The 26067-nt window shown below is 67.4% G+C and carries 23 protein-coding genes, 1 rRNA gene and 1 pseudogene; 17 read left to right on the top strand and 8 right to left on the bottom strand.

The annotated features are described in order from the left end of the window. A 5S ribosomal RNA gene (rrf, locus tag ABZ851_RS26070) occupies positions 1-83 on the top strand; the annotation flags it as partial. Between the two features lie 385 nt (positions 84-468). Then, entirely contained in the window at positions 469-783 is a 315-nt protein-coding gene (locus ABZ851_RS26075) for a hypothetical protein (protein ID WP_361132044.1), read from the top strand. Here the strand turns inward: ABZ851_RS26075 and ABZ851_RS26080 are convergent. Both ABZ851_RS26080 and ABZ851_RS26085 read right to left on the bottom strand, forming a co-directional pair. Next, positions 773-1539 (bottom strand): annotated as a pseudogene (locus tag ABZ851_RS26080) (transposase). The gene ABZ851_RS26075 and the pseudogene ABZ851_RS26080 overlap by 11 nt on opposite strands. A 44-nt stretch (positions 1540-1583) precedes the next feature. After that, on the bottom strand, positions 1584-2468 hold the full coding sequence (locus tag ABZ851_RS26085) for a hypothetical protein (protein ID WP_361132047.1): 885 nt from the start codon (positions 2466-2468) through the stop codon (positions 1584-1586). An 886-nt stretch (positions 2469-3354) separates the two neighbouring features. Here ABZ851_RS26085 and ABZ851_RS26090 point away from each other — a divergent pair. Both ABZ851_RS26090 and ABZ851_RS26095 read left to right on the top strand, forming a co-directional pair. After that, on the top strand, positions 3355-5244 hold the full coding sequence (locus ABZ851_RS26090) for a DUF2075 domain-containing protein (protein ID WP_361132050.1): 1890 nt from the start codon (positions 3355-3357) through the stop codon (positions 5242-5244). 392 nt (positions 5245-5636) lie between these two features. After that, positions 5637-7751: a DUF2075 domain-containing protein gene (locus tag ABZ851_RS26095; RefSeq protein ID WP_361132399.1), complete on the top strand. Its 2115-nt coding sequence runs from the start codon at positions 5637-5639 to the stop codon at positions 7749-7751. 56 nt (positions 7752-7807) lie between these two features. Here the strand turns inward: ABZ851_RS26095 and ABZ851_RS26100 are convergent, their stop codons facing one another. Next, a complete protein-coding gene (locus ABZ851_RS26100; protein WP_336052767.1) occupies positions 7808-7936 on the bottom strand; it encodes a DUF6408 family protein in 129 nt (42 codons plus the stop codon). Positions 7937-8032: 96 nt separating this feature from the next. Beyond that, positions 8033-8431, bottom strand: coding sequence for a hypothetical protein (locus tag ABZ851_RS26105; protein WP_361132053.1), 399 nt, complete (start codon positions 8429-8431; stop codon positions 8033-8035). 343 nt (positions 8432-8774) lie between these two features. Between ABZ851_RS26105 and ABZ851_RS26110 the strand changes: the two genes are divergently transcribed. The 10 genes from ABZ851_RS26110 (at position 8775) to ABZ851_RS26155 (ending at position 19368) form a co-directional block, all read left to right on the top strand. Beyond that, positions 8775-10118, top strand: coding sequence for a histidine kinase (locus ABZ851_RS26110; protein ID WP_361132056.1), 1344 nt, complete (start codon positions 8775-8777; stop codon positions 10116-10118). Beyond that, on the top strand, positions 10115-10801 hold the full coding sequence (locus ABZ851_RS26115) for a response regulator transcription factor (RefSeq protein ID WP_336052771.1): 687 nt from the start codon (positions 10115-10117) through the stop codon (positions 10799-10801). The genes ABZ851_RS26110 and ABZ851_RS26115 overlap by 4 nt, the downstream gene beginning before the upstream one ends. Before the next feature lie 800 nt (positions 10802-11601). Beyond that, complete coding sequence (locus ABZ851_RS26120; RefSeq protein WP_361132059.1) at positions 11602-12375, top strand: alpha/beta fold hydrolase; 774 nt, start codon at positions 11602-11604, stop codon at positions 12373-12375. Positions 12376-13070: 695 nt separating this feature from the next. Next, the gene (locus ABZ851_RS26125) at positions 13071-13424 is read left to right on the top strand and encodes a PRC-barrel domain containing protein (RefSeq protein WP_361132062.1); all 354 of its coding nucleotides are present in this window, start codon (positions 13071-13073) and stop codon (positions 13422-13424) included. A gap of 238 nt (positions 13425-13662) precedes the next feature. Further along, complete coding sequence (locus ABZ851_RS26130) at positions 13663-14073, top strand: ATP-binding protein (protein ID WP_361132064.1); 411 nt, start codon at positions 13663-13665, stop codon at positions 14071-14073. 224 nt (positions 14074-14297) lie between these two features. Beyond that, positions 14298-14657: an ATP-binding protein gene (locus tag ABZ851_RS26135; protein ID WP_361132066.1), complete on the top strand. Its 360-nt coding sequence runs from the start codon at positions 14298-14300 to the stop codon at positions 14655-14657. A 225-nt stretch (positions 14658-14882) separates the two neighbouring features. Continuing rightward, positions 14883-15110 (top strand): DUF6458 family protein, encoded by a 228-nt coding sequence (locus ABZ851_RS26140; protein ID WP_336052840.1) that lies wholly within the window; start codon positions 14883-14885, stop codon positions 15108-15110. Between the two features lie 496 nt (positions 15111-15606). Continuing rightward, on the top strand, positions 15607-17475 hold the full coding sequence (locus tag ABZ851_RS26145; protein WP_361132069.1) for a glycoside hydrolase family 15 protein: 1869 nt from the start codon (positions 15607-15609) through the stop codon (positions 17473-17475). Positions 17476-17562: 87 nt separating this feature from the next. After that, a complete protein-coding gene (locus ABZ851_RS26150; RefSeq protein ID WP_361132072.1) occupies positions 17563-18288 on the top strand; it encodes a nucleotidyltransferase domain-containing protein in 726 nt (241 codons plus the stop codon). A gap of 183 nt (positions 18289-18471) precedes the next feature. Continuing rightward, positions 18472-19368 carry a SigB/SigF/SigG family RNA polymerase sigma factor gene (locus ABZ851_RS26155; RefSeq protein ID WP_361132075.1) on the top strand — a complete coding sequence of 299 codons (897 nt, stop codon included), beginning with the start codon at positions 18472-18474 and terminating at the stop codon, positions 19366-19368. A 145-nt stretch (positions 19369-19513) separates the two neighbouring features. On the opposite strand, the gene ABZ851_RS26160 is transcribed toward ABZ851_RS26155, so the two are convergent. Continuing rightward, positions 19514-19687, bottom strand: coding sequence for a CsbD family protein (locus tag ABZ851_RS26160; protein ID WP_311624534.1), 174 nt, complete (start codon positions 19685-19687; stop codon positions 19514-19516). A 265-nt stretch (positions 19688-19952) separates the two neighbouring features. Here ABZ851_RS26160 and ABZ851_RS26165 point away from each other — a divergent pair, with 265 nt between their 5' ends. The 3 genes from ABZ851_RS26165 (at position 19953) to gntA (ending at position 23193) form a co-directional block, all read left to right on the top strand. Then, the gene (locus ABZ851_RS26165) at positions 19953-20813 is read left to right on the top strand and encodes an RNA polymerase sigma factor SigF (RefSeq protein WP_088800481.1); all 861 of its coding nucleotides are present in this window, start codon (positions 19953-19955) and stop codon (positions 20811-20813) included. Between the two features lie 719 nt (positions 20814-21532). Beyond that, complete coding sequence (locus ABZ851_RS26170; RefSeq protein ID WP_361132080.1) at positions 21533-22231, top strand: class I SAM-dependent methyltransferase; 699 nt, start codon at positions 21533-21535, stop codon at positions 22229-22231. 251 nt (positions 22232-22482) lie between these two features. After that, complete coding sequence (gene gntA, locus ABZ851_RS26175; RefSeq protein WP_361132083.1) at positions 22483-23193, top strand: guanitoxin biosynthesis heme-dependent pre-guanitoxin N-hydroxylase GntA; 711 nt, start codon at positions 22483-22485, stop codon at positions 23191-23193. Between the two features lie 57 nt (positions 23194-23250). Here gntA and ABZ851_RS26180 read toward each other — a convergent pair whose 3' ends face one another. The 3 genes from ABZ851_RS26180 to ABZ851_RS26190 all read right to left on the bottom strand — a co-directional run bounded on the left by ABZ851_RS26180 (position 23251) and on the right by ABZ851_RS26190 (position 26018). Next, positions 23251-24225, bottom strand: a complete 975-nt coding sequence (locus ABZ851_RS26180; RefSeq protein ID WP_361132086.1) for an LD-carboxypeptidase — start codon at positions 24223-24225, stop codon at positions 23251-23253. A gap of 36 nt (positions 24226-24261) precedes the next feature. Then, positions 24262-24795, bottom strand: coding sequence for a hypothetical protein (locus ABZ851_RS26185; RefSeq protein ID WP_361132089.1), 534 nt, complete (start codon positions 24793-24795; stop codon positions 24262-24264). A 131-nt stretch (positions 24796-24926) separates the two neighbouring features. Beyond that, positions 24927-26018 (bottom strand): hypothetical protein, encoded by a 1092-nt coding sequence (locus tag ABZ851_RS26190; protein WP_361132092.1) that lies wholly within the window; start codon positions 26016-26018, stop codon positions 24927-24929. Between the last annotated feature and the right edge of the window lie 49 nt (positions 26019-26067).

Raw genomic sequence — 26067 nt, forward strand, 5'->3', positions numbered from 1 at the left:
ACATTCCGAACCCGGAAGCTAAGCCTTTCAGCGCCGATGGTACTGCAGGGGGGACCCTGTGGGAGAGTAGGACGCCGCCGAACAAATTTTGATAAAGCCCCTCGGGAATGACACTTCCCGAGGGGCTTTCTCGCGTTCTGGGGCCGTTCGGCTCTGCCCCCCGCCCTGGAGGCCCACCGGTTCAGCGCGAGGCGCTGGTCTTCATCAGGCTCATCAAGGGCCGGGCCGCCTGCGTACCCAGTGGCTGAGACGGAAAGCCCCCGAACGGCGCTTTCTCCGGCGGCCCCCGAATACCCAGTCCAGCGTGCTGAGCACCGCGCTTACCGCCGACCGGCACGATGGCAGTCAGTGCGCACCGCCAGGGTCGCCCTGATCATTCCACTAAAGGCTGTCCCGTAAGTCGATGTTGGCCTCGGGCATGCTGGCGGTCGTTGCCGCGCTGGAGCGAGTCCGGGATGGGGAGCCTGAGTGCTTGAGCTGCGCTGTGAAGCTGTGCGGTGGGTGGACGACGAGCCGTTCCCCGGCATCGTCGAGGTCCGGTTCATCGATGCTGCGGGACAGTCCTGGTCGCTGATCGACAAGTGCGTGATGTTCGCGCAGTTCGGTGAGCTGACCCCCGATTCCGACTACCCCGTCGAGGTCACGGTGGCGTGCGTGGTCCAGGGCGACGCCGAGGCGATGGCCGGGGACGGGGGCGTGACGGTCTCCACCTCGCCGCACGGCGTCACGACGCTGGACGGATGTGAGGAGTTCACGGTGAGGTGGGACCAGCTCATCCGCTGAGTGCGAGGTTGTGGAGCCGCGCGACGCCGAGCATGGCGTGGTGCACCTCGGTTCCGCGTAGGCGACAGTCGCGGAGGATCTTCCAGCTCTTCATCCGCGAGAAGACGTGTTCGACCCGGGCGCGGGCCCTGCGGTGGACGGCGTTGTCGGTTTCCTGCTCGGGGTGAAGTGTTCCTGGCCGCGACGGCGTCGGTGCGGGATGAGCGCCCCGGTGCCCTGGTAGCCGCCGTCGGCCAGGACCGGTGCGTCCCGGCAGGCACGGTCGACGCCCGACTCGGTGAAGGCTCGGCATTCGTTGCGGTTGCCGGGCAGCGGCAGGCCGACCGCGACCACAAGTCGGCTGTTGCCGTCGATCACGACCTGCTGGTCGGTGGAGTAGCGGTAGTTCTTGCTGGAGGCTGCGATCGTACGATCCCGGGTCGGCACGAGGGTGCCGTCGACGATCAGCACGGTGTCCTGCCGCGGACGGCGTGCGGGTGAGATCGCCGGCAACGGCGCGAGGTGGTCCAGCACCCGGTCCGCGGCGGACTTCGAAATCCCGAACAGCGGCGCAACCTGCCGCAACGTCAGGTTGGTCCGCCAGTAGGTGGCCACAAACAGCACCCGATCGTCCAGGCCGAGCCGCCACGGCCGGCCGCGCTGGACGTCACCACCACGTCGGCGGACCAACGCGACCAGCTTGCGGAACTGCGACTCGCTCAGTCCTGAGAACGGCTCGATCCACATCGGATCACTCGCCGAGATCACCCCACCCATGACGGAACCAACGCGGAACCACGCCAGCAGTTACGGGACGACCTTTAGGCCCGCATATCGGGCAGGCTCTCGGTGACGGCTTGCGCGTAGTCAGCGAGGAGATGCGTCAAACGGTCATGCTGAGCGGAGAGTTGGTCATACTCGTCGATCTCCGCCGGTGTCCAGCGCGCCCCGGTGTCTTCCAACTCCGACATACGCAGTCTGGCCATGGCAGCACTGACGACTGCCCGGGTCACGTGCAATAGGCGGTCCGCGGTTTCGCTCGGGGCGCGGACGAGGAGGGCGTCGAGTTCGCTGCCGAGGCCGGGAAGCGCCGGGATGCCGAGCTCAAGCCAGCAGTCTCCCCAGAGACGACGGCGCCGCGCCTCCGGATCGTCGTCGTCCACCACTTCGACAGCGCCTGTGTCGTTCCGTCGAATGGACAGGCCGGAGCGGGCTGCCAGGTCGGTGATCATGGTGGCGAGGTCATCGCCGTTGCCGGGGACCGCGCCCGGCTGGGGTGCGCCCAGAAAGGAGCCCAGCTCCAGCAGCTTCCGCGCCTGCTCGTCCACGCCAGGCAGGACCGCCAGGTCGTCTTCGAGCATCAGGGTGTCCGGTGCGGCCGCGCCCAGGCGTGCGTATGGCATGGGTGTCCCGTGGACCGCGGATTTCCATGCCGTCACGGCTGTGTCCACCCACCAGCAGACGAATTCATGCGCGGCGTCCCGGTGTGCCTTCGCGCACCGGATGGCCAGCCCCAGACGGACGGAGAGGAGCGTGTACTCCGCGTCGTACTGCGATCCCTGGCCGTTGGCGTGCTGCTGGATGCCGGCTTCGTTGAGCTCGTTCAGCCCCTCCATGCGTTGCTGCTCGGCTTGCGACTCCTTGAGGAGGACGGCTGAGCAACGTGCCAACGCGGACAAGGCTTCGTCGATCTCAGGCGCGGTCATGGCCTTTGCTGGGGCCGGCCTGGGGGTGGGGAACGAGGGGTGGCCACTCACGTCGGACTCCTGGAGGGTGAGGAGGTGAAGGGCGAGGGGGCTCTTGGAGGCTCTCTCAGTAACGGATATCAGCGGACAGTAGTCGTGGGGGCGACAGGGCGTAACCGAAATGGCGCAAGATGAGGTGCGCCCCCACGTCGGGTGCGGGTCGGAGCCTTCTCGGCCTGCGTGAGCAGTGTGAGACAGCGCTGAATACCAGGCCATGCAGCAAGGTTTGAAGTGGGGTGACCCGGCTACCTCCTATGAATGTCGGCGGCGCGGCCGATTGCTCCCACCGGGGGCATTGGAGCTGCTGTTCGGGGACGGGGCGTGGTGCCGACCGAGGCAGCGGAATGCGCCGGCTCAACGCACGGGCGAGGCTGGTGCGCCGTCGAGGGTGCGCTGGCCGACTGCCTGGTGGAGGATGGTGGTTGCGTTGTCGCTTCGGCGTCGGCGTCGGCGAGCACGGTGGTGAGCGCAGTGGTGCGCGGCTCCCAGGCGGGGCGCCACGGACGCGCTCGGTGTGCGCCGGCACTGTCTCTTGGAGGCGGTGGGCGAAGCGGCGCTCCTTTGGGGGACCGATCACGGCATCTCCGGGTCAGGAACGGGTCGCCGATGTACTCCTGGAGGATCCGACCACCGCCGGGCCGGACTGGGTGGCGCGCGGTCACTGACCACGGGCTGACCGGGTGGTGTCCCTGATGCCCCTGTGGTCACCGGCACGGCTGTCAGTGCCGCCAGGTACCCTCGGACACATCGTCAACGCGGCCCGACGGGCTTCCGCTCCACCGCGGTGGAGTCTCGAAGGACACGCCCCCACCCGCACGAGTCATTTCGTGCTGCCTGGGGGAAGTCCTTGCTGTTCCGCGCGTCCGCGAAAACGGTCGCTGTCATGGCACTCGACGGTTCGCTGTTCCCGCACCCCACCGACCAGTTCGTCCACATGCACGGCTACCGGCCCACCACCTCGGAGGTGCGTTCCTGGGAGCGCAGCATCCCCGTTCTGGCCACCGCGCTCAACGACGCGGGCCTGGGGGACGTGGAGGTCATGCTGGAGTACGCACTTCCGCTGAACAGTAAACGCGCCGACGTCGTGCTCGCCGGAGTGCATCCGGTGACAGGGGAATCGTCATACGTCGTAGTGGAGCTGAAGCAGTGGAGCCAGGCCGTACCTGATGAGGACGACCCGGTTCTGTGCCGTATCGACGCGTACGCACATCCGGTCCTCAACCCCATAGAGCAGGTACGGCGCTACTGCGAGTACCTGGTGAACTTCAATGGGGCGGTGGCCGAGCACCCCGGCCGTATCAGCGGAGTGGCGTTTCTCCACAACGCCACCGAGGCCGGCGTCAGTGGTCTGCGCGCGATAGGGCTCGACGACCGCAGTCAGCTGTTCACCGGTGATCGGCGGGGAGAATTCCTGGATCACCTCCGCGCCAGGCTCAGCGACAAGCACCCGGGCGCCGGCGCCGCCGACGAACTGCAGGCGGGTAAGACCGTCCCCTCGAAGCAGTTGATGGCAGTCGCGGCCCAAGAGGTACGTGAACGTGAGCAGTTCGTCCTTCTCGACGAACAACAGGTCGCGTACCGATGCGTGCTCAACGCTGTGCGCAGGGCGAAGCGGTCCGACCACAAGGAGATCGTGGTCGTCACCGGCGGTCCTGGCACGGGTAAGAGCATCATCGCGCTTTCCCTGCTCGGCGAGCTGTACCGGCAGGGCGTTCCGGCCCTGCACGCCACTGGTTCCCAGTCCTTCACCAAGACGATGCGGAAGGTCGCGGGTGCCCGTAAGCGCGAGGTGCAGGAGCTGTTCAAGTACTTCAACAGCTTCATGGCCACAGAGGACAACAGCCTCGATGTCCTGATCTGTGACGAGGCCCACCGCATCCGTGAGACCTCCGCCAATCGCTACACGCCCGCGGCCCGCCGCACCGGCAGGCGGCAGATCGACGAACTCATCGACGTCGCCCATGTCCCCGTCTTCCTCCTGGACGAGCACCAGGTGGTGCGACCCGGCGAGATGGGCACCTTGGAGGAAATCAAGGCGGTTGCGGCAGCCAGGGGCCTGGACTGCCAGGTCGTGCCGCTGGAGAGCCAGTTCCGTTGCGGCGGCAGCGATGCCTATCTGCGCTGGGTAGTGCGGCTACTCGGCCTGGAGCCCGGCGGCCCGGTGCCGTGGGAGCCGGACGATCGCATGCGGCTGCTGGTCGCCGACAGTCCGCGCGAGATGGAAGCCTTCCTCGACGCCCGCCGGAACCAGAACAACAGCGCCCGTATGTCCGCCGGCTACTGCTGGCGTTGGTCCCCGGAACCCAGGCCCGGCGCTCCACTGCCGGCTGACGTCGTCATCGGAGACTGGGCCCGCCCCTGGAACCTGCGAGGCGACCGCTCCGTGTCCGGCGCGCCTCCGTCCGCCCTGTGGGCCACTGATCCTGCGGGCTTCGGACAGATCGGCTGCGTCTACACCGCTCAGGGCTTCGAATACGACTGGTCCGGTGTCATCATCGGCCCAGACCTGGTCTGGCGCGGCGACCGATGGGTCACGGACCGCACGGCGTCCAAGGACCCGGTCTTCAAGAAGTCCACCCCGGAGTCCGATGTGGACCGACTCATCCGCAACACCTACAAGGTGCTGCTGACCCGAGGAATGATCGGCACGATCGTTTACTCACCGGATCCGGAGACCCGGGAGAAGCTGCGGGGACTGGTGGGTGGCTGTCTGGAACGGGAACACACCGTGGGCTGAACGCAGGACGGCAAGCCTGGCAGGAGAGGGCCGAAAAGGGCCCTCTCGCTCGGCATCGCGGCGTATGCCGACCCACTACCCGGAGCCCTCGGGATCTGCATGCCCTCTGGGGTACTCGGCGCTCCATGACTTCCGCTTGCCACCGGGCATCGCCGGCCTCACGCAGCTGGTAGAAGGCCCCTTGCGGCCACCGTCCAGAACAGGCCTCACGCCCCTGACGGCGTGATCCGGCCACAATGCCTGCGGTCATGGCCGACAGCGGTGCCCAGTTTCCCGGTAAGCGGCCGCATCCCTAAGATTTCCGGTACCGGTTGCGGCCCGACGGGCTTCCCACGAGGACATGCCCCCACCCGCACGAGTCACTCGTGCCCAGGGGGAACCACCTCGTGTCGATGCTGCTGCTGAAGTTGGCGGCTGAAGATTTGCTTACGTTGAATGCAAGGCGTTGTATGGTGCCGCATCTCGCCGCCCGATGGCGACACTTCCGTGGGGCCGAGGCCTCGCTGACGGAACGTTCCGCGTGGGCGGAAAGCCTGGTGAGCCTTGCCAATGACCTGGTCGCCGCCGGTCGCGGGAAGGTGGAGATGATCGTCGAGTGCGCTGCCACGCTCGACGAGGCCGAACGGCCGGGTGAGCCCCGACTCATCGATGTCGTTCTCGTGGGCCATCATCCGCAGGAGCGTCGACTGTCCGTACAACTGGTCGAGCTGAAGCGTTGGTCGATGGTGACCAGGGTGGAAGAGGCCACCGCGGAGCTGGTGCACGTACCGGGGATGGGCAGGAAGAAACACCCTGCCGTCCAGCTGCGTGAATATTACGAGGCTTTCACGAGCAGCAGTGGGCCGCTGAACGGGCTCGAATTCGAATGCGGCGGATTCGCTTACCTGCACAACGCCACCGAGGCGTCCGTGCGGGCGCTGATCGACGTGGATGCGCCGACCGGCGCCTATGCGCAGGTGTACACGAACGACCGGCGCGAAGAGCTGCTGTGCGATCTCCGGAGGAACTTCGCAGAGGAAGGAGGCGCCTCCGCGGCCGAGATGCTCCTGCGGAGCATGGGGCTGCGCAACACGCCTCTGCTTGATGCCATGATTCGTTCCCGTGGAGACGACACCGTCTTCACGCTGCGCGGTCGGCAGAAGACGGTCGCTGACCAGATCCTGGAAACCGCTGGTCAAGCCCTCCCGGACCCGCAGCGTCCCGCCCTCGTCCCGGACGAACGGCGTGTGGTCTTCTTGGTGACCGGTGGCGCCGGCACCGGCAAAAGCGCCATCGGCCTTCAGATCAAAGCGGAGTTGGAGGCCCAGGGCCGGACGGTCAAGTATGCCAGCGGCAGCAGGGCGTTCAACGGCGCGATCCAGGAACACGTTGGCTACGGCGACCGGCAGTTCAGGGAGAGCTTCACCTACTTCAGCAGCTTCGTCACCCCGCCGGACCCGCCACTGGACGTGCTGCTCTGCGATGAAGCGCACCGCCTGCGGGACCGCTCGACCAACCGTTTCTGGAAGCCCGAACAGCAGGGCACCCAACCGCAGGTGGACGAGCTTCTCGACGCCTCCCGCCTGACGGTGTTCTTCCTGGACGAGGGCCAGTCCGTGCGGCCGAATGAGGTGGGCACCGTCGGTCTGATCGAGGACGCGGCGGAACGACACGACGCACGACTCGTGCGATACGGCCTCCAGGAGCAGTTCCGGTGCGGTGGCAGCGACGCCTACATCCGCTGGGTGCGCGCCGCCCTCGGGGTGACGGATGGCGCGCCGGAGCAGTGGACACCGGACGGTCTGATGCACGTCGAAGTGGCGGATACCCCGGAGGAACTCGAACGCATCATTCGCTCCGAAGCCCTGGCCGGCGCCTCCGCACGCATGGTTGCGGGCTACTGCTGGCCCTGGACGAAGCCGCTCGGCAAGGAGAAACGGTTGGAGGCCGACGTCCGTATCGGTGACTGGCACAGGGCGTGGAACGCGGACAGTGACACGTTCTGCCAGAACGACGCACCGCCGTCGAAGATCTGGTCCGTGCATGAGAACGGCCTCGACCAGATCGGATGTGTCTACACGGCACAGGGCCTCGAGTGGGACTGGTGCGGCGTGATCATGGGTGAGGACATGGTGCGCCGCGACGGCCGATGGGTGTTCCGCCGGGGCAAGGAGCGCAAGGGCCTGGAACCGGGCGTCAAGCGCGTTGACGTACCCGGCTCGTTCGACCCGAAGGTGAGAGCCGGAAGTGTCGATGACGAGGAGTTCGCCAGGCTCGTGCGACATGCCTACCACGTGCTGATGACCCGGGCCAGCCGTGCGACCGTGCTCTACTCCACGGATGAGGAGACGCGGGCCTACCTGAAGGAACTCGTCGGTGAGCTCCAGATCCACGGGCTGCGCCCCACCTGGGAGAACCTGCCGTCTGAGGCACGCATTCCGCACCTGCCGCGGCCCCGGAGGGGAAGGCGATCCCGCAGGAATCGGAGCAGGCCGGGTACACAGGAGTCGGATCTGCGGCTGTTCTGACTGACCAAGTCGACAATGCGGAGTGGCGGGCTCTCCGGGCCCGCCACATGCCTGTGTCAGAAGAACAGGCCAGCTGCCGCGGTCAGGGCCGCCACCACGAAATTGGCGATGACACTGACAGCGACGTCGACCAGGATCTCGCGAACCCGGTTACGACGTGCAGGCTTGTACTCAACGGGGTTCATGTGTCACCACTCCTTGGCATGAGCTGGAAGCGGCAGGGATCGCCCTACCGGGCATCCGCACTCACACCACGTTCAGTACGCGGTGGAAACCACTCGTCAGTCACAGCCGAGGATCGGACCGAACACCGCCGACGTACCCTCCGGGAAGGTGCGCAGCATGAACAACATTAGTACAGACGTGTGTTGAGCGTGATGGATTCCTGGCCGTCGTCCGGCCGGGATCACGTCGTCTGATGGAGCCACCATGGCCCGCTTGCGCGCAACCCACTGATCCGGCAAGTCTCTTCTTCCGTCCAGGGTTTCGCTGAGGATCAGGAAGAGGACCATGTTGCTTCCGGCGTGGGCCAGGCTCGCGACCCAGACGCTGCCGCTGCGCTGGTACAGCCACATGAGAATGATCTCCTGGAGCTGGAAGGACAGGGCCCACACCGCCAGGCCGATCTCCACATTCGTGAACTCGACGTAGCCGCTGAAGGCCAGCGGAAAGTGCCACACGACTCATATCAGCCCTGGGGCGATGATGGACGGCACCGTACGGCCGCCGAAAAGGCGCGGTTCGAGGTAGCTCGTTCAGCAGAATTCCTCGCCCGTGGTTGGCGAGCACGGGCGTTTTTCTTTCGTCTTTTCGAGAGGGAGACAGGTGGGGGAGGGCCCGCCACCCGGGTTCGGAGTGCGGCCCTTGCGGGGGTTTTCTTCTTCCTATCAATTTTTTTGTGGCGGACTCTCAACTCAACTCTCACATCAGGCGGAGGGGCTTCGCATCGCTGTCGAGAGCGAATGCTGGGTCCCCCTAGCTCGGGGTGCGTTCTGGCGCTTTCGGGGGAGGCGGCCGGGGGAGGTGCCGGGGTACGGTCCGGCCGTGGATAAATCAATTCGCCCGCTTTCGTGCGGGGCTGGGTTCCGGCACTGGGTGTATGCGGTCCTTGGCGCGGCCTTGAGCCTGCCGCCGCTGACGGCGGCGCTGCTGTTCGCGCCGCCGAGGTGGTCGGCGGGGCTGCGGGTGCTGGGCTTCGTGTGTGCGTTCGCCGTGGTGACGGTGGCCATGGGCGCGCCGCTGTCGGCCAGGCGCGCGAGCGTGCGGCTGGCCAACGGGCTGTTGGGGGCCGGTCTGCCCGCGCCGGTGGACACGACGGCGCCGCGCTGGGTCAACCGGCTGCGCACCGCGGTGTGGCTGGTGCCGCACATGGTGCTCGGTGGGATGGTGACAGCAGTCTCGTGCCTTGCAGTGTTCGGAGCCGTGGCGTTTCCCTCGGTCTGGCTGGGCCGTGAGGAGCGCATGACCGTCTTCGGATTGTCCCTTTGGATCGGGGAGGGCTGGCGGGGCATGTGGACGTTGTTGCCGGCCGTGGGATGTCTGGCGCTTGCGGCCGGGGTCACGCTCGGCGGCGCGGTGCTCCTTCGACGGCTCGCGCCGGTGCTCCTCGGCCATCGGCCCGGCGAGCGGCTGGCCGCCGCCGAGGAGCGGATGAACCTGTTGGCACAACGGAATCGGCTGGCACAGGAGTTGCACGACTCGATCGGCCACACCCTGACGGCGTCCACGATTCAGGCGGCGGTGGCCGTGGAGCTGATGGACAGTGACCCGGCGGGAGCCAGGCGCGCCCTGACCAGCATTGAGGAGACATCACGGGCCGCCATGGACGATCTTGATCACGTGCTTGGCATGCTGCGGGAGGAACGGCCGTCCACAGTGCCCCGGCCGACCCTCGCGGATCTCGATGCTCTGGTGGAGCGAGTCCGTGGAGCCGGCGCGCAATTGACAGTGCAGGTTCAGGGCGACCTGGCCCGGGTGCCGACCACGGTGTCGAGGGAGGCGTACCGGGTCGTCCAGGAGGGGCTGACCAATGCGCTGCGCCACGGGGGCAAAGCCGGGATCCGGCTGCGTACGACGGTGGCGGGCGGGTGGCTGGAGCTGGAGCTGACCAATCCGGTCGGTTCGGGGACACCTCCGCGGCAGCGGACCGGGGGGCAGGGGGGCCAGGGAGTGCAGGGGATCGAGGACCGGGTGCGGTTGATGAGGGGGACTACGCACGCCGGGGTACTGGAGAACGGTTGCAGCGACGGCAGGGCCTGCAGCAACGGCGGCGACTGCGGGAACTGTGGCGGCTGTTGGGGTGGTCGGGACGCGGGGGAGGCGCGGTGGCGGCTCTTGGTCCGGATACCGCTACGGTCGGCGTCATGAACGCCTCCACAGTGCCGGGCCCGGATGCTGACCCGCCCGTGACCGTGCTCGTCGTGGACGACGATGAACTGACCCGCACCGGCTTGCGGACGCTGCTGTCGGCCAAGCCCGACGTGGATGTTGTGGGGGAGGCCGACGACGGCGCCGAGGTGGTTGCCGCGGTGACCCGGCTGCGACCGGACGTGGTGCTGATGGATGTGCGCATGCCGCTGGTGGACGGGATCGAGGCCACCCGGCGGCTGCGGGCGCTGCCCGACCCGCCGAAGGTCGTGGTGATCACCACGTTCGAGAACGACGAGTACGTCTGGGACGCCCTGCGGGCCGGAGCCAGCGGGTTCATCCGCAAGCGCGCCCCGTCACAGCAGATTGCGCACGCCATCCGGTTGGTGGCGGCCGGGGACTCGGTGCTGTTCCCGGACGCGGTCCGCCGGATGGCCGCGGTGCGGCCCGTTCGACGAGACGCCTCTCTGACCACCGCGCTTACCGGCCGCGAGACAGAGACGCTGCGTCTGATGGCACGCGGGCTGTCCAACCAGGACATCGCTGCCCGGCTGGTGGTGAGCTTGGAGACCGTGAAGACGCATGTGGGCAACGTGCTCGCCAAGTTGGGCGTCGGCAATCGCACCCAGGCGGTTGTCCTGGCCTTCGAAACGGGGGTGGCTGATCCCGGGGGGATGGACTGATTCGGATCAGCCCCTCACGCCGGCCAGGCCCCGACAGCCCGCAACGTCGGTTCGTCCAACGCCATCTCGTCTCCTGTGTTCCTCCTTGGTTGTTCCTCTCAGGTGGTTCTCGACTGTTTCTGTTTCGGTGGCAGGACTTGGCAAGGTGGCGTCGTTCCGGTCGTTTCCTGGCGGTCTTGTCAGGGTGGTGGGCAAGGGCTCCGTCAAGGCGACTCGTACCGCGAAGGCTGTGCGTCGTCAGGGATTGCGGACTACCTGGTCCATCGCCGTGCGGTGGTGGAGGATCGACGACCGGCCCGGCTGGTGCTTTGGCGTCGGGGCAGGTGGGGTGGGACTGGGTGGCGGTTCCGCTGTGCATGTTGCTCGTCGTCCCGTGCTTGTTTTTCGGGCTGAATCCGAGGTTGCCAGGCCCGGTTTTCGGTGCCCTGGTCGTGGTCGCCGAATTCGGTACGTGGAGGGACTGCTGCTGCAGGGGCGCCGGAGCGTGCCGACGCCCAAGGGCACTGGGGGCCGGGCCCTGGCCTGCACAGGGTCCTGGACGCTCACCGTGCGGGGACCGGAAGCGGCGATGGCCGACTCGGTGGCGCGGCCTTGGGGACCAGATGTACCGAGAGGCCCGTCCTGCCTGCCGTAGGCGGTGGAACCGAGGGGTGACGGGCGCCGGGGCAGGGCGCCGAGTCGGCTGAACAGGGCCTCGGGTCGGACGAGCGGAAGATGACGCCGTGCCATTGCGAAAGCTTCTGAGTGGGAAGGTGATCTCGTCCGGCACGTACCCGGGGTCGGCACCTAAGCTTTTACGTATGTCATTCTCCTCTGGTCAGCCCGCCACGCGGTGGCTGCGCACCTACCGGCCGGTGGCCGCCCCGCGGCTGCGGCTCGTCTGCTTCCCGCACGCCGGCGGCTCGGCGAGTTTCTACCGCTCCTGGCCGCAGAAGTTCCCGGCTGATTGGGAAGTGAGCGCGGTGTGCTATCCGGGTCGTGAGGAGCGCATCGCGGAACCCGGCATTACGAGCATGGCGGAGCTTGCCGGTCGGGTGGCCGACGAGCTGGCACCTCAGATGACACTCCGCACGGTATTTTTCGGTCACAGCATGGGCGCCTCCGTGGCGCATGAGGTTGCTGCACTGCTCGCCGGGCGCGGGGCGGGACCGGCGGCGCTCCTCGTCTCCAGCCGGGCCGCTCCCCATCTCCTGCGTCGCCTCAGCGACGGGGACCTCACCGATGAGAAGTTGCTCGCCACGGTCGGCCGGCACGGCGGACCGGGGGCGGAGCTCCTGCAAGACCCGGAGATGCGTGAGCTGTTCATGCCGCCGATCCGGGCGGATTACCGGCTGCTCGAAGCGTATGTGGCGGAGCCGAAGGCTCCTGCTGTGGACATCCCCGTCGTTACCTACTTCGGGACGGATGACCCCCAGCCGGCTCCCGACGAAGTACGGGCATGGGCAGAGCTGACCTCGGCCCGTTGTGAGGCGCGCGCGTTTCCCGGGGGGCATTTCTACCTCGTCCCTCACGAAGCCGAGTTGGTCCGCGACATCCGTGAGCGGCTCGTCGCCCTCGGGTGCGGCACGGCGTGACGTCGGCGCAGCCTGCTTGCCCGGCCGAAGGCCGCGGCGCTACGTGATGTGACCTGACCTGACGTGATGAGACCTGACGTGACGTGGTGAGACGTGACCTGATGGGACTCGACGTGATGTGACATGACATGACGTGACGTGCTGAACAGGTACTGCAACGGGCTCTCCATGAAGGGACGTTGAGCGGAATGCCCGTGAACGGGGAAGCTGTTGCGCACTGCCGCGCAGGCATCACCTCCTCAGCAGGTACCGCCTCCCTCGGGCCGGTGGGCGCCCTCCTCTCGCGTCCGCCCACTGGCCGGGCGCTGCGGGCATCCGTAACCGGGCGAGCATCCGCATCCGGGCCGGCACCCGCATCCGGGCGGGCACCGACATCTGGATGGCCTCGGGGACTCCGAACGGGACGAAGGAGGAGGAGAAGGGGGGCGCGACGAAGGGTGGGACGCTTCCGACGCCGCGCGGGGGCCGACCATTTGTCGAAGACGGCCCGCGCCCCTTTTGCCGATCAATGACGCCGAACGGGTGCCGGGGCCCGTTTCACCCACTGTTTTGGATACAGGTCTCGGGGCAGCAGAGCACTGTCGGGATGACCGACATGCTGAAAGAGAGTCCGTCACTGTTCCCTCCCTCTTTGGCAGAGGGTGAAACGGAGACGGAGTAAAGCCTGCTATCGCGTCGCGTCGAAGGGATTTCGCATGAGTTCCAGTGTCTGGGGATATCTTCCCGACTCCGGGTACCGGGCGGGCACGACCCTGGTGGGATACAGCGTCGAAGCCGTTGACGGGAGTATCGGCAAGGTCGACAAGCATTCCGATGAGGTGGATTCCGCACACCTCGTCGTCGACACCGGCCCCTGGATCCTCGGGAGGCGCATCGTGCTGCCGGCCGGCACGGTGACCGGCATCGACCGGGAAGAGGAGAAGGTCTATGTCGGCCGCACCAGGCAAGAGATCAAGGACGCGCCCGCCTTTGAAGGGGACGAGCATGTGAGCAGCCCTGACTACCTCCATCAGGTGGGTGTATATTTCGGTGGATTTCCTGTTGTGTGAGGCATGCTCGGAGCCGAAAGGGCCGGCCGTCGCCGGGGTGGCCGGCCCGCCACTGGCTCCACTGGCTCCTCCTCCGGGGCAGTCACCCATCCCGCGTCGTGGAGGTGGGGCATAAATCTTCGAATACGGGGCAGCCGTCGGAGAACCCTCTCGTCGAAGTAGCCTTCTACGCGGCCCTCGGGTGGGGCGGCGGTGGAACTCCACGGCGTGGAGATGGGTCAGGCGGGAGGTGAGAGGTGTGACGGGTGCGCAGCAGGCCCCGGTGTGCGAAGCGGCGGAGGCTCGGGACCAGGTCCAGGAGCTACTGAGCGCTCACCGTCCGGCCATCGGTGAAATTTCCATGATCGACGCCTTGCTGGTCACCTCGGAATTGGTCACCAACGCGCAGCGCCATGGAGACGGGCTTTCCGGCTTCTCCGCCCGAATCGTGGCCGATCGCCTGGAAGTGACCGTCGCCGATCGCAGTCGTCGGCAACCTGCCACGGCCGTCGGGCGGGAAAAATTTGCGGTCGGTGGATATGGATGGCCGATGATTCAGCAACTTACCGACTGCGTCATCATTATTCCCACCTCGGGCGGTAAGGCCATTACGGTGAGCATTCCCCTCACCTTCGCCTCGCCCGGCCCGCTGATGTCCTCTCCGGTGTGACACCCCGCCGGGCATCCCACTTCGTGTGCCGCGCGGCGCGGCACACGGCACGCGCGACCATTGCGCCTTGCGTCCCTACCCGCCGTGGCGTCGGAAACGGGGCCTGAGAGTATTGCCGTCCTGCCGTGCGGGAGAACTGCCCCGGCCGGCCGTCCCCGCCTGGCCGGCGGGACGAGGGAGATGGCGCCGTCGGCACGGCGCGGTGCATTGAGGTGGAAGACGTGATGCGGGGAGTACCTGCAAGAGCGGCCGACGCACGCAATTTTGTGCACGACCTGCTGCACAATGCAGGCATCCCGGTCGATGACCTGGCCCTTGTCGATGCCCTCCTGGTGACCACGGAACTGGTCACCAATGCCCAGCGGCACGGCGGCGGGCTCATCGGGTTCACCGCGCGGATCGTCGAAGGGCATCTGGAGCTGACGGTCGAGGACCGAAGCGAGGACTGCCCCATCACTGTCGCCCCTCGTGACCCTGGCGCCACGGGCGGATACGGCTGGCCCCTGGTGCAACGGCTGGCCCGCACCATCGACATCGCCCTGACCGAGACCGGCAAGACCATCCGTGTGACTCTGCACCTCTGACGTCCATGGAGCCCGGCACGGCAGTACGGCGGATATCCGCACCGGGCACGGCCTTCATCCGCACCGGGCAGTCGCCCCGCGCCCGTCAGTCGCCCCGCGCCCGGCAGGGGCCCGCGCGCCCGACAGGGCGATCCGGTCATCCGCAACCGCCACGACTCATGAATGAGTTCGGCCGGGGCATACGCGAGTTCAGCAGCTCATGCCTACTGGAGGGAGAGGATGATTATGGGTATCGGCGGATGCATCGGGTTGATCGCGGTGGGCGCCATCTTGACGTTCGCCGTGGACTGGCACCTGTCCGGCGTCAATCTCGACCTGGTCGGGCTCATCATGATGGTCGTCGGAGTGATTGGCCTGGCGGCCTATGTGAGCATCCTCAAGCGGCGACGCGTCCAGCCGCCGTCCCCAGGAGCTCCGGTGGTCGACGTCGAGGAGACCCGTACCTACCGGTGAACGACCCGTCGGCGTAGAACTGCGTAAAACGATGTCAACAGGCCCGGCGGTGCTTATCGGTGAACGACGGGGGCCGCTGTAATCGGACACGTCCCAAGGATCTCAGGAGCCGGAGGAGGCCCCGGAAGACCCCCTGAGCCCTGGGAAAAGTCTCCAGCAGCTCTCCGCTCTCCGCCCTCCGCACGCCCGGGCCTGCCCGCACCCCGTCCGTGGCCACCCCTGCCGTGGAGCAGCAGCGGGCAGAGCGCCGTATGGCCGAGAAAGGCAGTTGATGGAAGACCACCACACGGCCCACACGGCGGGCGCAGACATGGAGGTGGACGTGGACCTGGACGTGGACACAGCGTTCGTCCCGCAGTTGGCGAGCCTTCTCGCGTCGGAGCGGAATTCCGGCATAACGAAGGGCCGGCGGAACGCCGTTGACGGCGCCGCGCCGCCCAACGCTCTCTCCGCGGGAGTCCGTAGGTGGACGACCACGGCGACGGGTGTGTGACGCGTGAGCGACCGTCAAACACCGGCGGACCGGGCCGCGAGCGAGCGCTATCTCCCCATTGCTGAACACGGGATGATCGGCGATCTGCGGACAGCCGCGCTGGTCGGGACCGACGGCGGGATCAGCTGGTTCTGTGCCCCGCGATTCGATTCGCCCAGCATCTTCGGCTCGCTGCTCGACGCGCAGAACGGCGGCCACTGGCGCATCAGCCCCGTCGGGGAGGTGGCCAAGCGGCAGCAGTACTACTTTCCCGACACCAACATACTGATGACACGGATGCTGACCGAGAACGGCATCGTCGAAATCCAGGACTTCATGCCGATACGGGCAGAGGGCGACCGGCATCACCGGCAGCGGCTGGTGCGACGCGTGGTCAGTGTGCGGGGCAGCGCGCGTATACGAGCGGTCATTGCACCCCGGATGAACTACGGCCGGGATCCGCACAAGGTGGAATCCCAACCGCACGGTGTGCGTTTTACCAGCGAGGCACGGGAACTCTCGCTCCAGGCCAGTGTGAGCCTCCACGCCGAGGGGCAGGACGCGGTCAGCGAATTCGACCTGACAGAAGGCCAGTCGGCCCTCTTCGTGCTGGAGTCCACCGAACCCACCCGCGCCGAGCCGACCGTCGACCTGGTCGACGCGCCGGCGGCCGAGGAACTGTTCCAGTCCACCGTACGGTTCTGGCGCCAGTGGCTGAGCCAGTCCACCTACACCGGCCGCTGGCGCGAAATGGTGCACCGCTCCGCGCTGACACTCAAACTCCTGACCCACGAGCCCACCGGCGCCATTGTCGCCGCGCCGACCCTCGGGCTCCCCGAACAGGTCGGTGGTGAAAGGAATTGGGACTATCGCTACGTCTGGATACGCGACGCGGCCTTTTCCCTCCACGCCCTGCTGCGGCTGGGATTCACCCGTGAAGCACAGGCCTTCATCAGCTGGCTCACCGAGTGTTTGCGCAAGCCCCGCGACGGGGACCGCGGCCCGCTACGGGTGCTCTATTCCATCGATGGAGACGCCGCGCTGCCCGAGCAGGTCCTCGATCACTGGGAGGGCTACCGCGGGTCTGCTCCCGTCCGTGTGGGGAACGGCGCGGCGGACCAGCTTCAGCTGGACATCTACGGTGAACTGTTCGACTCCATCTATCTGTTCAACAAGCACGGCGACGGCATTTCCCACGAGAGCTGGATGGATCTGTGCACCATCCTCGACTGGCTCCTGGAGCACTGGGACGGTCCCGATGCGGGAATCTGGGAGACCCGCGCCGGACAGCAGCGCCATACCTATTCACGGGTGATGTGCTGGGTAGCGGTGGAGCGCATGATCAGAATGGCCCGCCAGCGCGGTTTGCCGGGTGACGTGGGGCGCTGGATGTCGGAACGCGACAAGATCTACCACCAGATCATGAACGAAGGCTGGAGCACCCAGGATCAGACCTTTGTCCAACGCCTCAGCGGCGACCCGGAACAGCCACCCGAGAGCATCTTGGACGCGTCGCTCCTGGTGCTGCCGATGGTCAAATTCCTGTCGCCCAAGGACCCGCGATTCCGCTCCACCGTGCACGCGATCGGCAAGGGTCTCGTCACGGACAGCCTGGTATTCCGCTATGACCCGAAGGAGTCTCCCGACGGCCTGGACGGAACCGAGGGGACCTTTTCGATCTGCTCGTTCTGGTGGGTCGAGGCACTGGCTCGCACGGGCCGGACCGACGAGGCCAGGGTGGCACTGGAGAAGATGTTCACCTACGCCAACCACCTCGGGCTGTATGCGGAGCAGATCGGAATGACGGGCGACCACCTGGGGAATTTCCCCCAGGCATTCACCCACCTCGCGCTGATCAGTGCGGCCACGAGCCTGGACGGTTTCATGGGGTGAAGCCGCTGTCCGCCGGTGGGCCGGACCTGCACCCACCGGCGGACAGTGCCTGGCGACCGGTGCGTGGGGCTGGCACGATGAGCGCCCATGAATGACCAAGAGACCGTTGAGGACCGCGCTTTACGTTTGGTCACCGAGCGTTTCCCGCACGCTGCGGGCGCCCTGCTCGGAGGGTCCGCTGCTCAGGGCCGGGCGACCCCGACCAGCGATCTGGACATCGCCGTCCTCCTCCCGGACTCGGACACCAGCCGCCGGGAAGTGATCCGTCACGACGGATTCCTGGCCGAGTTGTTCCTGCACACCGTCGCGGACATACCCGCGTTCCTCGCATGGGACAGAGCTCGCCGCCGGGGCACGGTCCTTTTCCTCTATGACCAAGGCCTGCTGCTGACCGACCCCCATGGCCATGTGGCCCGAACGCGCGAAAGGGCCCGAGCGGTCATCGCGACCGGACCTCCCCCGCTCACTCCGGAAGAGTGGGAACGCGGTCGCTACATCCTCACCTGTTACCTGGACGATCTTGCCGACGCCCCACCGGCCAACCGGTACGAACAGCTTTCCCTGGCCGACCACGCCCTGCGCGAGGCGGCGCACCTGGTCACCGCTTACCACGGTGCATGGACGGGGATCGGCAAATGGCTGCCCCGCAGACTGCTGAGCGCGGACCCGGCGCGAGGAAGGGCTTTGTTGGACGGCCATCAGGCCGTCGCCGAACACGCCGACCCGAGGCCCATGGTGACTGCGGTACAACAGGTACTCGATCTGATCGGTGGAGCGTTGCGGGAGGGATACAGGCAGCGCTGGGGCACCTGATCCGGCCGATGGGGCAGCGGAATTTCCGGCCGGCGTGTGCTACTCGGACAGGAAAATTCGCGGATGGCTCCTCCGGTACACCGGCTGCGCCACTCCGCGGGGTGATTGTGCGGCCGGCATGCATACGAACCGCAGCCTCGGGAAATGGGCGTGCTCAAACGACCTGAATTCCGGAGGTGAATCATGAACGCGGTTTTCGAGGACGTATCGGACAGGGAGCTGCAGAGGGCCTGTGACGGGCTGTCGCCGCGCGCCGGAGAAAATTCCACCACGCTTCCTCCCATCGAGGATGCCAGGAGCGTTGCTCCCCATGACGCCAAGGCTTTGTCGCCGCTGTTCTTCGATCGGCTCGGGGAACTCGAAGAAGGCACTCCCGAGTATCAGTACACCCGCAATACGCTCATCGAGATGAACCTTTCCTTGGTGCGCTATGCGGCCTCGCGGTACAGAAGTCACGGTGACCAGCTCGAGGACATCGTCCAGGTGGGCACGGTCGGTCTGATCAAGGCCATCGACCGGTTCGACCGCTCACGCCGCACGGAGTTCGCGGCCTTCGCCATCCCCCACATCCTCGGGGAGATCAAGCGGTTCTTCCGCGACACCAGCTGGGCCGTCCACGTCCCCCGGCGCCTGCAGGAGCTCCGCGCCGATCTGACCCGGGCGACGGAGGAGCTGTCGGTGCTCCTGGACCGGGAACCCACCGTCAAAGAGCTGGCCGGGCATCTGCAGCTCACCGAAGAGGAGGTCATCGAGGGCATCACGGCCTCCAATGGCTACTCGGCCATCTCCTTGAACGTGTCCTGCGACGGCGATGCGGGGCCGGACGGTGGCGGTCCCTCGTTCGCCGACGTCCTTGCCGCCGCCGACCCCGCCACGGAGCACGTCGAGGACCGGTGCACCCTGGCCGCACTCCTGAAGCTGCTCAGCGACCGCGACCGCCTCATCATCCAGCTGCGCTTCGGCCAGGAGATGACGCAGGCCCAGATCGGAGCCGTACTCGGCGTCTCCCAGATGCACGTCTCGCGTCTGCTTGCCCGCATCGTCAAGCAGCTCCGCAAGGGAATGCTCAGCCAGAGGTGATGCCGGCCCGGTCCGGTCCGATGCCGGCAGCGAAATCAGCGAAAAGGAGGAGGGCATCCGGATGTAGTGGTGGGGCCGGGATATCCGGACGTGCGGGAGGGCCACCGCGTAAAAGCAGTGGCCCTCCCGCGTGGAGCGTGCCTGGTTACTTCTTGAAGGCGTCCTTGGCCTTCTCCTTCGCTCCGCGGAGATCTCCCCGGGATTCCTTCGCGGAGCCCTCGGCGGTGGCGCTCTCGTTACCGACCGCGCGTCCCGCTTCCTTCTTGACCTTTCCGATGGTCTGCTCGGCGATGGCCTTGACCTTTTCGCTGGCGCTCATTGTGAGGTCCTTCCGTTGGCGGCCCTTGTCGCGTGCCCCCGCCCTGCCCCGCCAAACGACGGAGTTGGAGTACGGGGGCGGCGGGATACGCCGGGATACGGCCGGATACGGGGATCCGTCGGCTCCTGCGGGGGTCCGCGGCGCCACGCGCCTCGTGCGCCTGGACGTTGAGAGGATCTGATTCCGGTTCGCAGGCATGCAGGCATGAGATCGGGGTAGGCGCCCGCTGCAGCGTCCGCGGGTGCCGGGCGCGCGGGAAGGCGAGATGACCACCATCGTGAGCGGGACCACGACCGGGCAGCGGGACGCCGACACGGACTCCGTACTGCCGGAGGTGACGCAACCGCAGAAGGTGGCCCCGCGCGACGCAAAGGAGTTGTCGAAGCAGTTCTTCGAGCGGCTTCAGGTCCTCGAGGAGGGGACGCACGAGTACCAGTACGCCCGTAACACCCTCATCGAGATGAACATGTCGATGGTGCGCTATGTCGCCCGTCGCTACCGCAACCGCGGCGATGACATGGAAGACGTCATCCAGGTGGGCACGATCGGTCTGATCAAGGCCATCGACCGGTTCGAGCTCTCGCGTGAAGTGGAGTTCTCCACCTTCGCCGTTCCCTACATCCTCGGGGAGATCAAGCGGTTCTTCCGCGACACCGGCTGGGCGGTCCACGTGCCCCGCCGCCTCCAGGAACTGCGCAGCGACCTGGCCAAGGCCAAGGAGCACCTTGCTGCCACCCTCGACCGCGACCCCACCGTCCGTGAACTGGCCGCCCATCTCGACCTGTCGGAGGACGAGGTCATCGAGGGCATCGTCGCCGCCAACGGCTACACCGCCGGCTCGCTCGACACCCCCGCCGACCCGGACCCGTCCGAGCAGCGCCGCACCCTCGTCGATGTGCTGGGGGACAACGACCCGGCGCTGGAAGCCGTCGAAGACCTGCATGTGCTGGCTCCGCTGCTCGAGACGCTCGACGCACGTGAACGGCGCCTGATCGAGCTGCGCTTCGGCCAGGAGATGACCCAGTCGCAGATCGGTGCCGAGCTCGGGGTCTCCCAGATGCATGTCTCCCGGCTGCTCACCCGTACGCTGTCCAAGCTCCGCGCCGGAATGTTCACCGAGCGTTGATTCCAGTGCCTTTAGCGCGCCCTCTCCTGTGTCCTCGCTTGTGCCTGTGGCTGTGCCAGTGCCCGTGACCGCGGCATGGCGGGCGGTTGTGCGGCAGCCGTAGGGGAGAGGGCGCGCGGCCACGTCGGCCGCCTTCCTGGGGGCTCCTCATACCTGAGAGCTATGCGCCAATGGTTCTTGAAGGTGATGTCGTGACCGGCTGTAAAAACTAGGGTGGTTCTCGGTCGGGGCAAGGAGCGGGGGAACGGCGGCTATGCGCGCTGCGAGGTGGGGGAGGGGGCCCCTGCGGGAGAGCCTGCCATGCCGTCCCGGCCACTCCACCCTCCATGGCGACGATCTTGGCTCGATGCCCTTCGGAACCGCGTCCGGGCCGGTCGGCGTTGCCCCGTGCACAAGGCCCAGCTTCGGCGCCGCACCGCCTTCGCCGTCGCCCCGGTCTCTTCGCCGCCCCGGGCGGCCCCTGCGTCCGTCATGGTGCAAAGAGCGCCGCTCACCGTCTTTCGGCGAGCGGAGTACGCGCCTCCACCGATCCGCCACGAGGCGGTATGACGCGCCTGCCCCTTGTCTGCGGCGTCCCCCGCGTCCTTCCCTCCCCCGGTGCGTCCTCCTGCGTCCCCCGCGCCTTTTGCGTGTCCCGCCCCCTTGCGGCCCCAGCACGCCTGGCATCTCCCGCATCAGTGTCCGTTGTCATCAGTACGCAATATCCCGGTGGAGGAAAAATGGAAGCCATAACTGTCGAGCACGTCAGCGGTCTGTATGCGAAGTACCAGGACGACCTGCGGGTGGTGCGTGACGCGCAGCGGAAGTTTCTCCGGGACCGTGGAAAGTCGATGAAGGCGCAGCTCGACGACTACGAGGCGGAGATCACGTATCTGCTCCTCCGCGAGGTGCGCCCCGAAGTCGTGGTGGAGGTCGGGACCTTCTACGGCTGGTCCACGATGTGGATCCTCAGCGCCCTCCGTGACAACGGGATCGGCCATCTGCACTCGTTCGACATCGTCGACAACGTGGTACGCAATGTGCCGGCCGAACTCTCCGCGGACCGCTGGACGTTCACGAAGGGCGACATCCAGCAGCACCCGGAGAAGGTCCCAGCCGAGGTGGACTACCTCTTCATCGACGCGGACCACGGGTCTCGTTTTGCCCACTGGTACATCGAGAACCTGTTCCCCGCCGTCCCTCCGCGGACGCCCACCAGCGTCCACGACGTCTTCCACGGCCGGCGCCCCAAGCCGTTCAGTGAAGGGTCGGTCATCGTGAAGTGGCTGGCCGAGCAGAACATCGAGTTCTTCACGCCGTCCACGGCCAAGGCGCCTCAGGTGACCCAGCAACTGGCCGCTGTCAAGAAGGAATTGGGGCTCGACGAGCCGGTACGGGACAGCGACCACAACCCGATGATCTTCTTCACGCTTCCGTAGGGGGGGCCTCGGCGACCTCTCTTGGTACGTACGGCATACCGCGTACGTACCTGTGGTGGCGGCTTCGGCCGCCGCCACACTCCCCCGCCGGCGAACCACATCGCCTGAGCGCCTTACGTTTCTGGCCCTTTGCCCTCACTCATTGTCCTTCGCCCTCCGCCCTTCGATCTTCGTCCTGTTTGTGCCTTGCCGGCCGCGCCTGCACCCCGCACTGTCATGGGGCCAGCATTGGATCAAGCCAAGGTCTGACGATGAATGAACCCGGCACTGCGATACGCACCGAACTGGAACGATTCATTCAGACGCGGGAGTTCAGCTGTCTCGGCGCACGCGCCGCAGTGAAGCGCCGCGCCCTCACGCACCGGCACTACCGAAGAATGGGCGACGAGGCCTCGGCGGCGGAAAATCACCGCGACCTCGTGGAGTACGTCGAGGCGGTCCGTCCGCTGCTGTCCGGTCAGAGTTTCCGTACGTTCGTCGCGACATTCGACGAGCCGGGAATGGTGGACGAACGCGCCTACGAGGAGCTCATCTGGCGACATCTGCAACTCATGCACGACCTCGACAGCCGGACCTTCGGCCTGGACAAGGGCGCGTCCTCCGACCCCGACCGGCCCAATTTCGGCTTCCACGCGGGCGGGCACGCCTTCTTCGTCGTGGGGATGCACCCCGGTTCGTCCCGGGCGAGCCGGCGCTTCACGACCTCGGCAATCGCCTTCAATTCCCTCGCCCAGTTCATGTTCCTCGGCGAGAATTTCTACTCGATGCAGGACGCGATCCGCAGGCGCGAAGCCAAGAACAACGGATCCGTCAATCCGAGTTTCACCGAGTACGAATACGAGCAGCCTGCGCGGCACTTCTCCGGCCGGTTCACGGAGGAGGACTGGAAGTGCCCTTATACCTCGCGGCACGCACCGGCTACCGAGGACTTCACCGAGGGGCTTCTCCAGCACGGGCGATGAGTTCGCGCAGGGGCCCCGGTCCACAGGCCGTCCCTCACCGCGGCGGTCAGATGCCAGTCAGGCGACGGCCGGCTGAACGGTCAGGGTTCCTGCGGTGGTGTCGATCGTGGCCTGGGTGCCGAGTGGGAGGGTCGGAGGGTGCGGACCGTGTCCGGCGGGGAGCCCGCCGAGGACAGGAACGCCCAGGCGGGTCAGCCGGTCGCGCAGGACGTCGGCGACGCCCCACCCTCCCGGCGCCGGAGCATCCGAGCCCTGGTCGAAGCCGAGGAACTGGCCGAGCGCAACACCGCGCAGGCCGTTCAGGGCTCCGGTGCGGGTCAGCTGGGTCAGCGCGCGGTCGACCTCCCCCAACCCTGTGCCCTTCCGGTGTTCGAGAAAGAGGACCGCCCCTTCCAGGCTCGGCAGGCCGGCTCCGGCCTCGGTGCGGATCGCGTCGAGATTGCCGCCGAGCAGGACGCCGGTCGCGGTGCCGTCGACGGTGACCGCCGCGCTGGCCTCGCGGGCGTCTCGCTGGAGGGTGACGGGGGCGGTGGTCATCAGCGCACGCCGGAGCGCGTCGGCCGATGCCGGCCCGGACCATTCGTCGCGCCAGTTGGCGAACGGGCCGTGCAGGGACGCGAGACGGCATCGTGCCCACAGGGTGAGGTGGAGGTGGGTGAGGTCACTGAAGCCCACGACGATCTTCGGATCGCGTCGCAGCGCGTCGGTATCCAGGTCGTCGACGATGCGGTAGGTGCCTTTGCCACCCCGGGCGGCGATCACGGCGCGGACTCCCGGGTCGGCGAACGCGGAGTTCAGGTCGAAGGCGCGGTCCTCGTCCCGGCCGGCCAGGTATCCCCATCGGTCGAAGACGTGCTCACCCACCTCGACCCGGAGTCCCCATGACGTCAGGAGTTCGACGCCACGGGCTACTCCCTCGCGGCTGGGCGGACTGGCCGGGGAGACGATCCGCACCCGGTCGCCGGGCCGTAACCGCGGCGGCCGGATGGTCGGTACGGCCCTGCCGGTCTGGGGAGTGCCGAAGGTATGCATGCCGGGACCTTCCTCCGGGGTGTCCGCTCGGGCGGCTCAGTCCGTCTGGTGGGCCGTGCGCGCCGCCTCCACGAAGTCCTCCAGAGCCGCCCAGAAGGGGCGGTAGGCGGCGTTGAAGGCGTCGCGGCGATCGGTGTCGCCGGGCGGGTCGTCCGTGAGGGCCGTGTAGAAGGGGCCCGTCGCCTTCTGGAGGGCGAGCGCGGCCGCGGCGGCCGAGGGCGGTCCTTCCAGCTCGACGACACGGGCGCAGCGCCGGATCTTCGCGTACTCGGCGACCTCGCGGTCCCGCAGCTCGTCGAGTGCGGCGGTACGGGCATCGGAGCCCGGCAGCCGCAGCGTCGCGGAGATCTCCCAGAACAACTCGCCCATCCGGTGGGTCTGTTCGATCAGATCCAGGTAGGCGGTGCGCCGGCTCTCCCGCAGCCGCTCGGCGCGCTGTGAGCGTGCGGAGATCTCGCCCTGAATCCTCGCGGCCTGGGCGCTGCCGCGGCTGGTGACCCAACTGGCGAGCACCGCCGTCCCGCCGGTCACCGCCGCGATCGCCAGAGTCCACCACGTACCGTCGCCCACGGGGCGCACCCTACCGAGCCGCTGTGGCGCTTCTCTTCCCGGGCGCCCCTTCCTGGTCATCCCTTCCGGGGCGTCTCTTCGTCGGACACCCTCCTGAGGCACTGCTTCCGGGGCTCGGTTCACCGCCTCGGTCACCGCGACGACGGGAACTCGCCCGGCGGCACCGCACTCGTGGCGGCATTTCCGCCGAGCACCTTGTTCAGGCTGAACGTCAGCACCGTGTACTGCGTTCCGCCCGCCACCCGCATCGTCCGGAAGGTCGCCCTGTCGTCGAACTTCTCGAAGCGGCACTCGCGGGTGAAGGAGCTCTTCGTGCCGTTCCAGTCCTCGCCGGTGGTGAAGTACACCGTGTAGGAGCCGCTGTTGACGCTGCGTACGGTTGTCTCGGAACCGCTGCGCACGTACACGGAGAACGCCGTCCGGGTGCCGCGGGTCAGCGTCATCACCGCATCGGTGCCGGTGCCGTTCTTGACGGTCAGCCGACCCAGGCCGCCCCGGCTGCCGTCGCGAAGGAACGCACCGTTCGCGAGCCGCCGGTGCCGGGCCCGTTCCGTACGCGGCAGACGCAGTGTGGCGTCGTAGCCCAGCGCGGAGAGCGCGCGCCCGGCCTGCTCGACTCTCTGCGGACCCCCGGCCATACCCAATGCGACGCGCGGTGAGGCGGAACAGCGGCCGCCGCTGCCACGGGCGCTCCGCAGGTCCTGCGCCAGAGCACTCAGCGAGGAGGCGAGTTGACCGTTGCCGGTAAGGGCGTCGTCCGGTGGGGTGGTTGCTTGCAGGACGCGGGCGGCGGTGTCCGCCTTGGCTGCTGCCGTGTCCAGGGCCTTGTTCAGCGGCCCGCCGTCCCGCGCACCGTCGACCGTGCGCAGGGCGCTGTCGAGCGGCCCGAGAGCTTCGGTCAGCGCATGGCGGTAGGCGGCCGGGGCGACGGCCGATGGCGTGCTGGGGGAGTGCGCCGAACCGGTCGCAGAGCTGCCGGTGCCGTCCGCCGGTCCCGTGCCTTCCCCGTCCGGAGGAGAGGAAGAGGAACAGGCCGTAAGCGACAGCGAGAGAGCGAGTGCCGCCGCGCCCAGGACGGCGGCCCGGCTGCTGAAGCGCGGCCTCCGTGGGGGCTGTGCCAGGGGTTGGGCGGGGGCCGTCCGGCTCCTGCCGTGTGCCGGTGGTGCGCCCGTGTCCGCCGCTGTCCCGTTCGTCGTCGTGTGCGCAGAGGTGCACCTCGTCATGAGTCCCCCGATTTCCCCGGTATCCCCCACATCCGGCAACTGCCGAAAG

It is taken from the genome of Streptomyces sp. NPDC047049 (assembly GCF_040643995.1).
In the GTDB taxonomy this organism is placed as follows: domain Bacteria; phylum Actinomycetota; class Actinomycetes; order Streptomycetales; family Streptomycetaceae; genus Streptomyces; species Streptomyces mooreae.

Excerpts from the sequence above, each read along its gene's own strand:
- ABZ851_RS26085 (WP_361132047.1), bottom strand. The coding sequence starts at position 2,468 with ATGACCGCGCCTGAGATCGACGAAGCCTTGTCCGCGTTGGCACGTTGC.
- ABZ851_RS26095 (WP_361132399.1), top strand. The coding sequence starts at position 5,637 with ATGCTGCTGCTGAAGTTGGCGGCTGAAGATTTGCTTACGTTGAATGCA.
- ABZ851_RS26100 (WP_336052767.1), bottom strand. The coding sequence starts at position 7,936 with ATGAACCCCGTTGAGTACAAGCCTGCACGTCGTAACCGGGTTCGCGAG.
- ABZ851_RS26115 (WP_336052771.1), top strand. The coding sequence starts at position 10,115 with ATGAACGCCTCCACAGTGCCGGGCCCGGATGCTGACCCGCCCGTGACC.
- ABZ851_RS26120 (WP_361132059.1), top strand. The coding sequence starts at position 11,602 with ATGTCATTCTCCTCTGGTCAGCCCGCCACGCGGTGGCTGCGCACCTAC.
- ABZ851_RS26125 (WP_361132062.1), top strand. The coding sequence starts at position 13,071 with ATGAGTTCCAGTGTCTGGGGATATCTTCCCGACTCCGGGTACCGGGCG.
- ABZ851_RS26135 (WP_361132066.1), top strand. The coding sequence starts at position 14,298 with ATGCGGGGAGTACCTGCAAGAGCGGCCGACGCACGCAATTTTGTGCAC.
- ABZ851_RS26140 (WP_336052840.1), top strand. The coding sequence starts at position 14,883 with ATGGGTATCGGCGGATGCATCGGGTTGATCGCGGTGGGCGCCATCTTG.
- ABZ851_RS26150 (WP_361132072.1), top strand. The coding sequence starts at position 17,563 with ATGAATGACCAAGAGACCGTTGAGGACCGCGCTTTACGTTTGGTCACC.
- ABZ851_RS26155 (WP_361132075.1), top strand. The coding sequence starts at position 18,472 with ATGAACGCGGTTTTCGAGGACGTATCGGACAGGGAGCTGCAGAGGGCC.
- ABZ851_RS26160 (WP_311624534.1), bottom strand. The coding sequence starts at position 19,687 with ATGAGCGCCAGCGAAAAGGTCAAGGCCATCGCCGAGCAGACCATCGGA.
- ABZ851_RS26165 (WP_088800481.1), top strand. The coding sequence starts at position 19,953 with ATGACCACCATCGTGAGCGGGACCACGACCGGGCAGCGGGACGCCGAC.
- ABZ851_RS26170 (WP_361132080.1), top strand. The coding sequence starts at position 21,533 with ATGGAAGCCATAACTGTCGAGCACGTCAGCGGTCTGTATGCGAAGTAC.
- gntA (WP_361132083.1), top strand. The coding sequence starts at position 22,483 with ATGAATGAACCCGGCACTGCGATACGCACCGAACTGGAACGATTCATT.
- ABZ851_RS26180 (WP_361132086.1), bottom strand. The coding sequence starts at position 24,225 with ATGCATACCTTCGGCACTCCCCAGACCGGCAGGGCCGTACCGACCATC.
- ABZ851_RS26190 (WP_361132092.1), bottom strand. The coding sequence starts at position 26,018 with ATGACGAGGTGCACCTCTGCGCACACGACGACGAACGGGACAGCGGCG.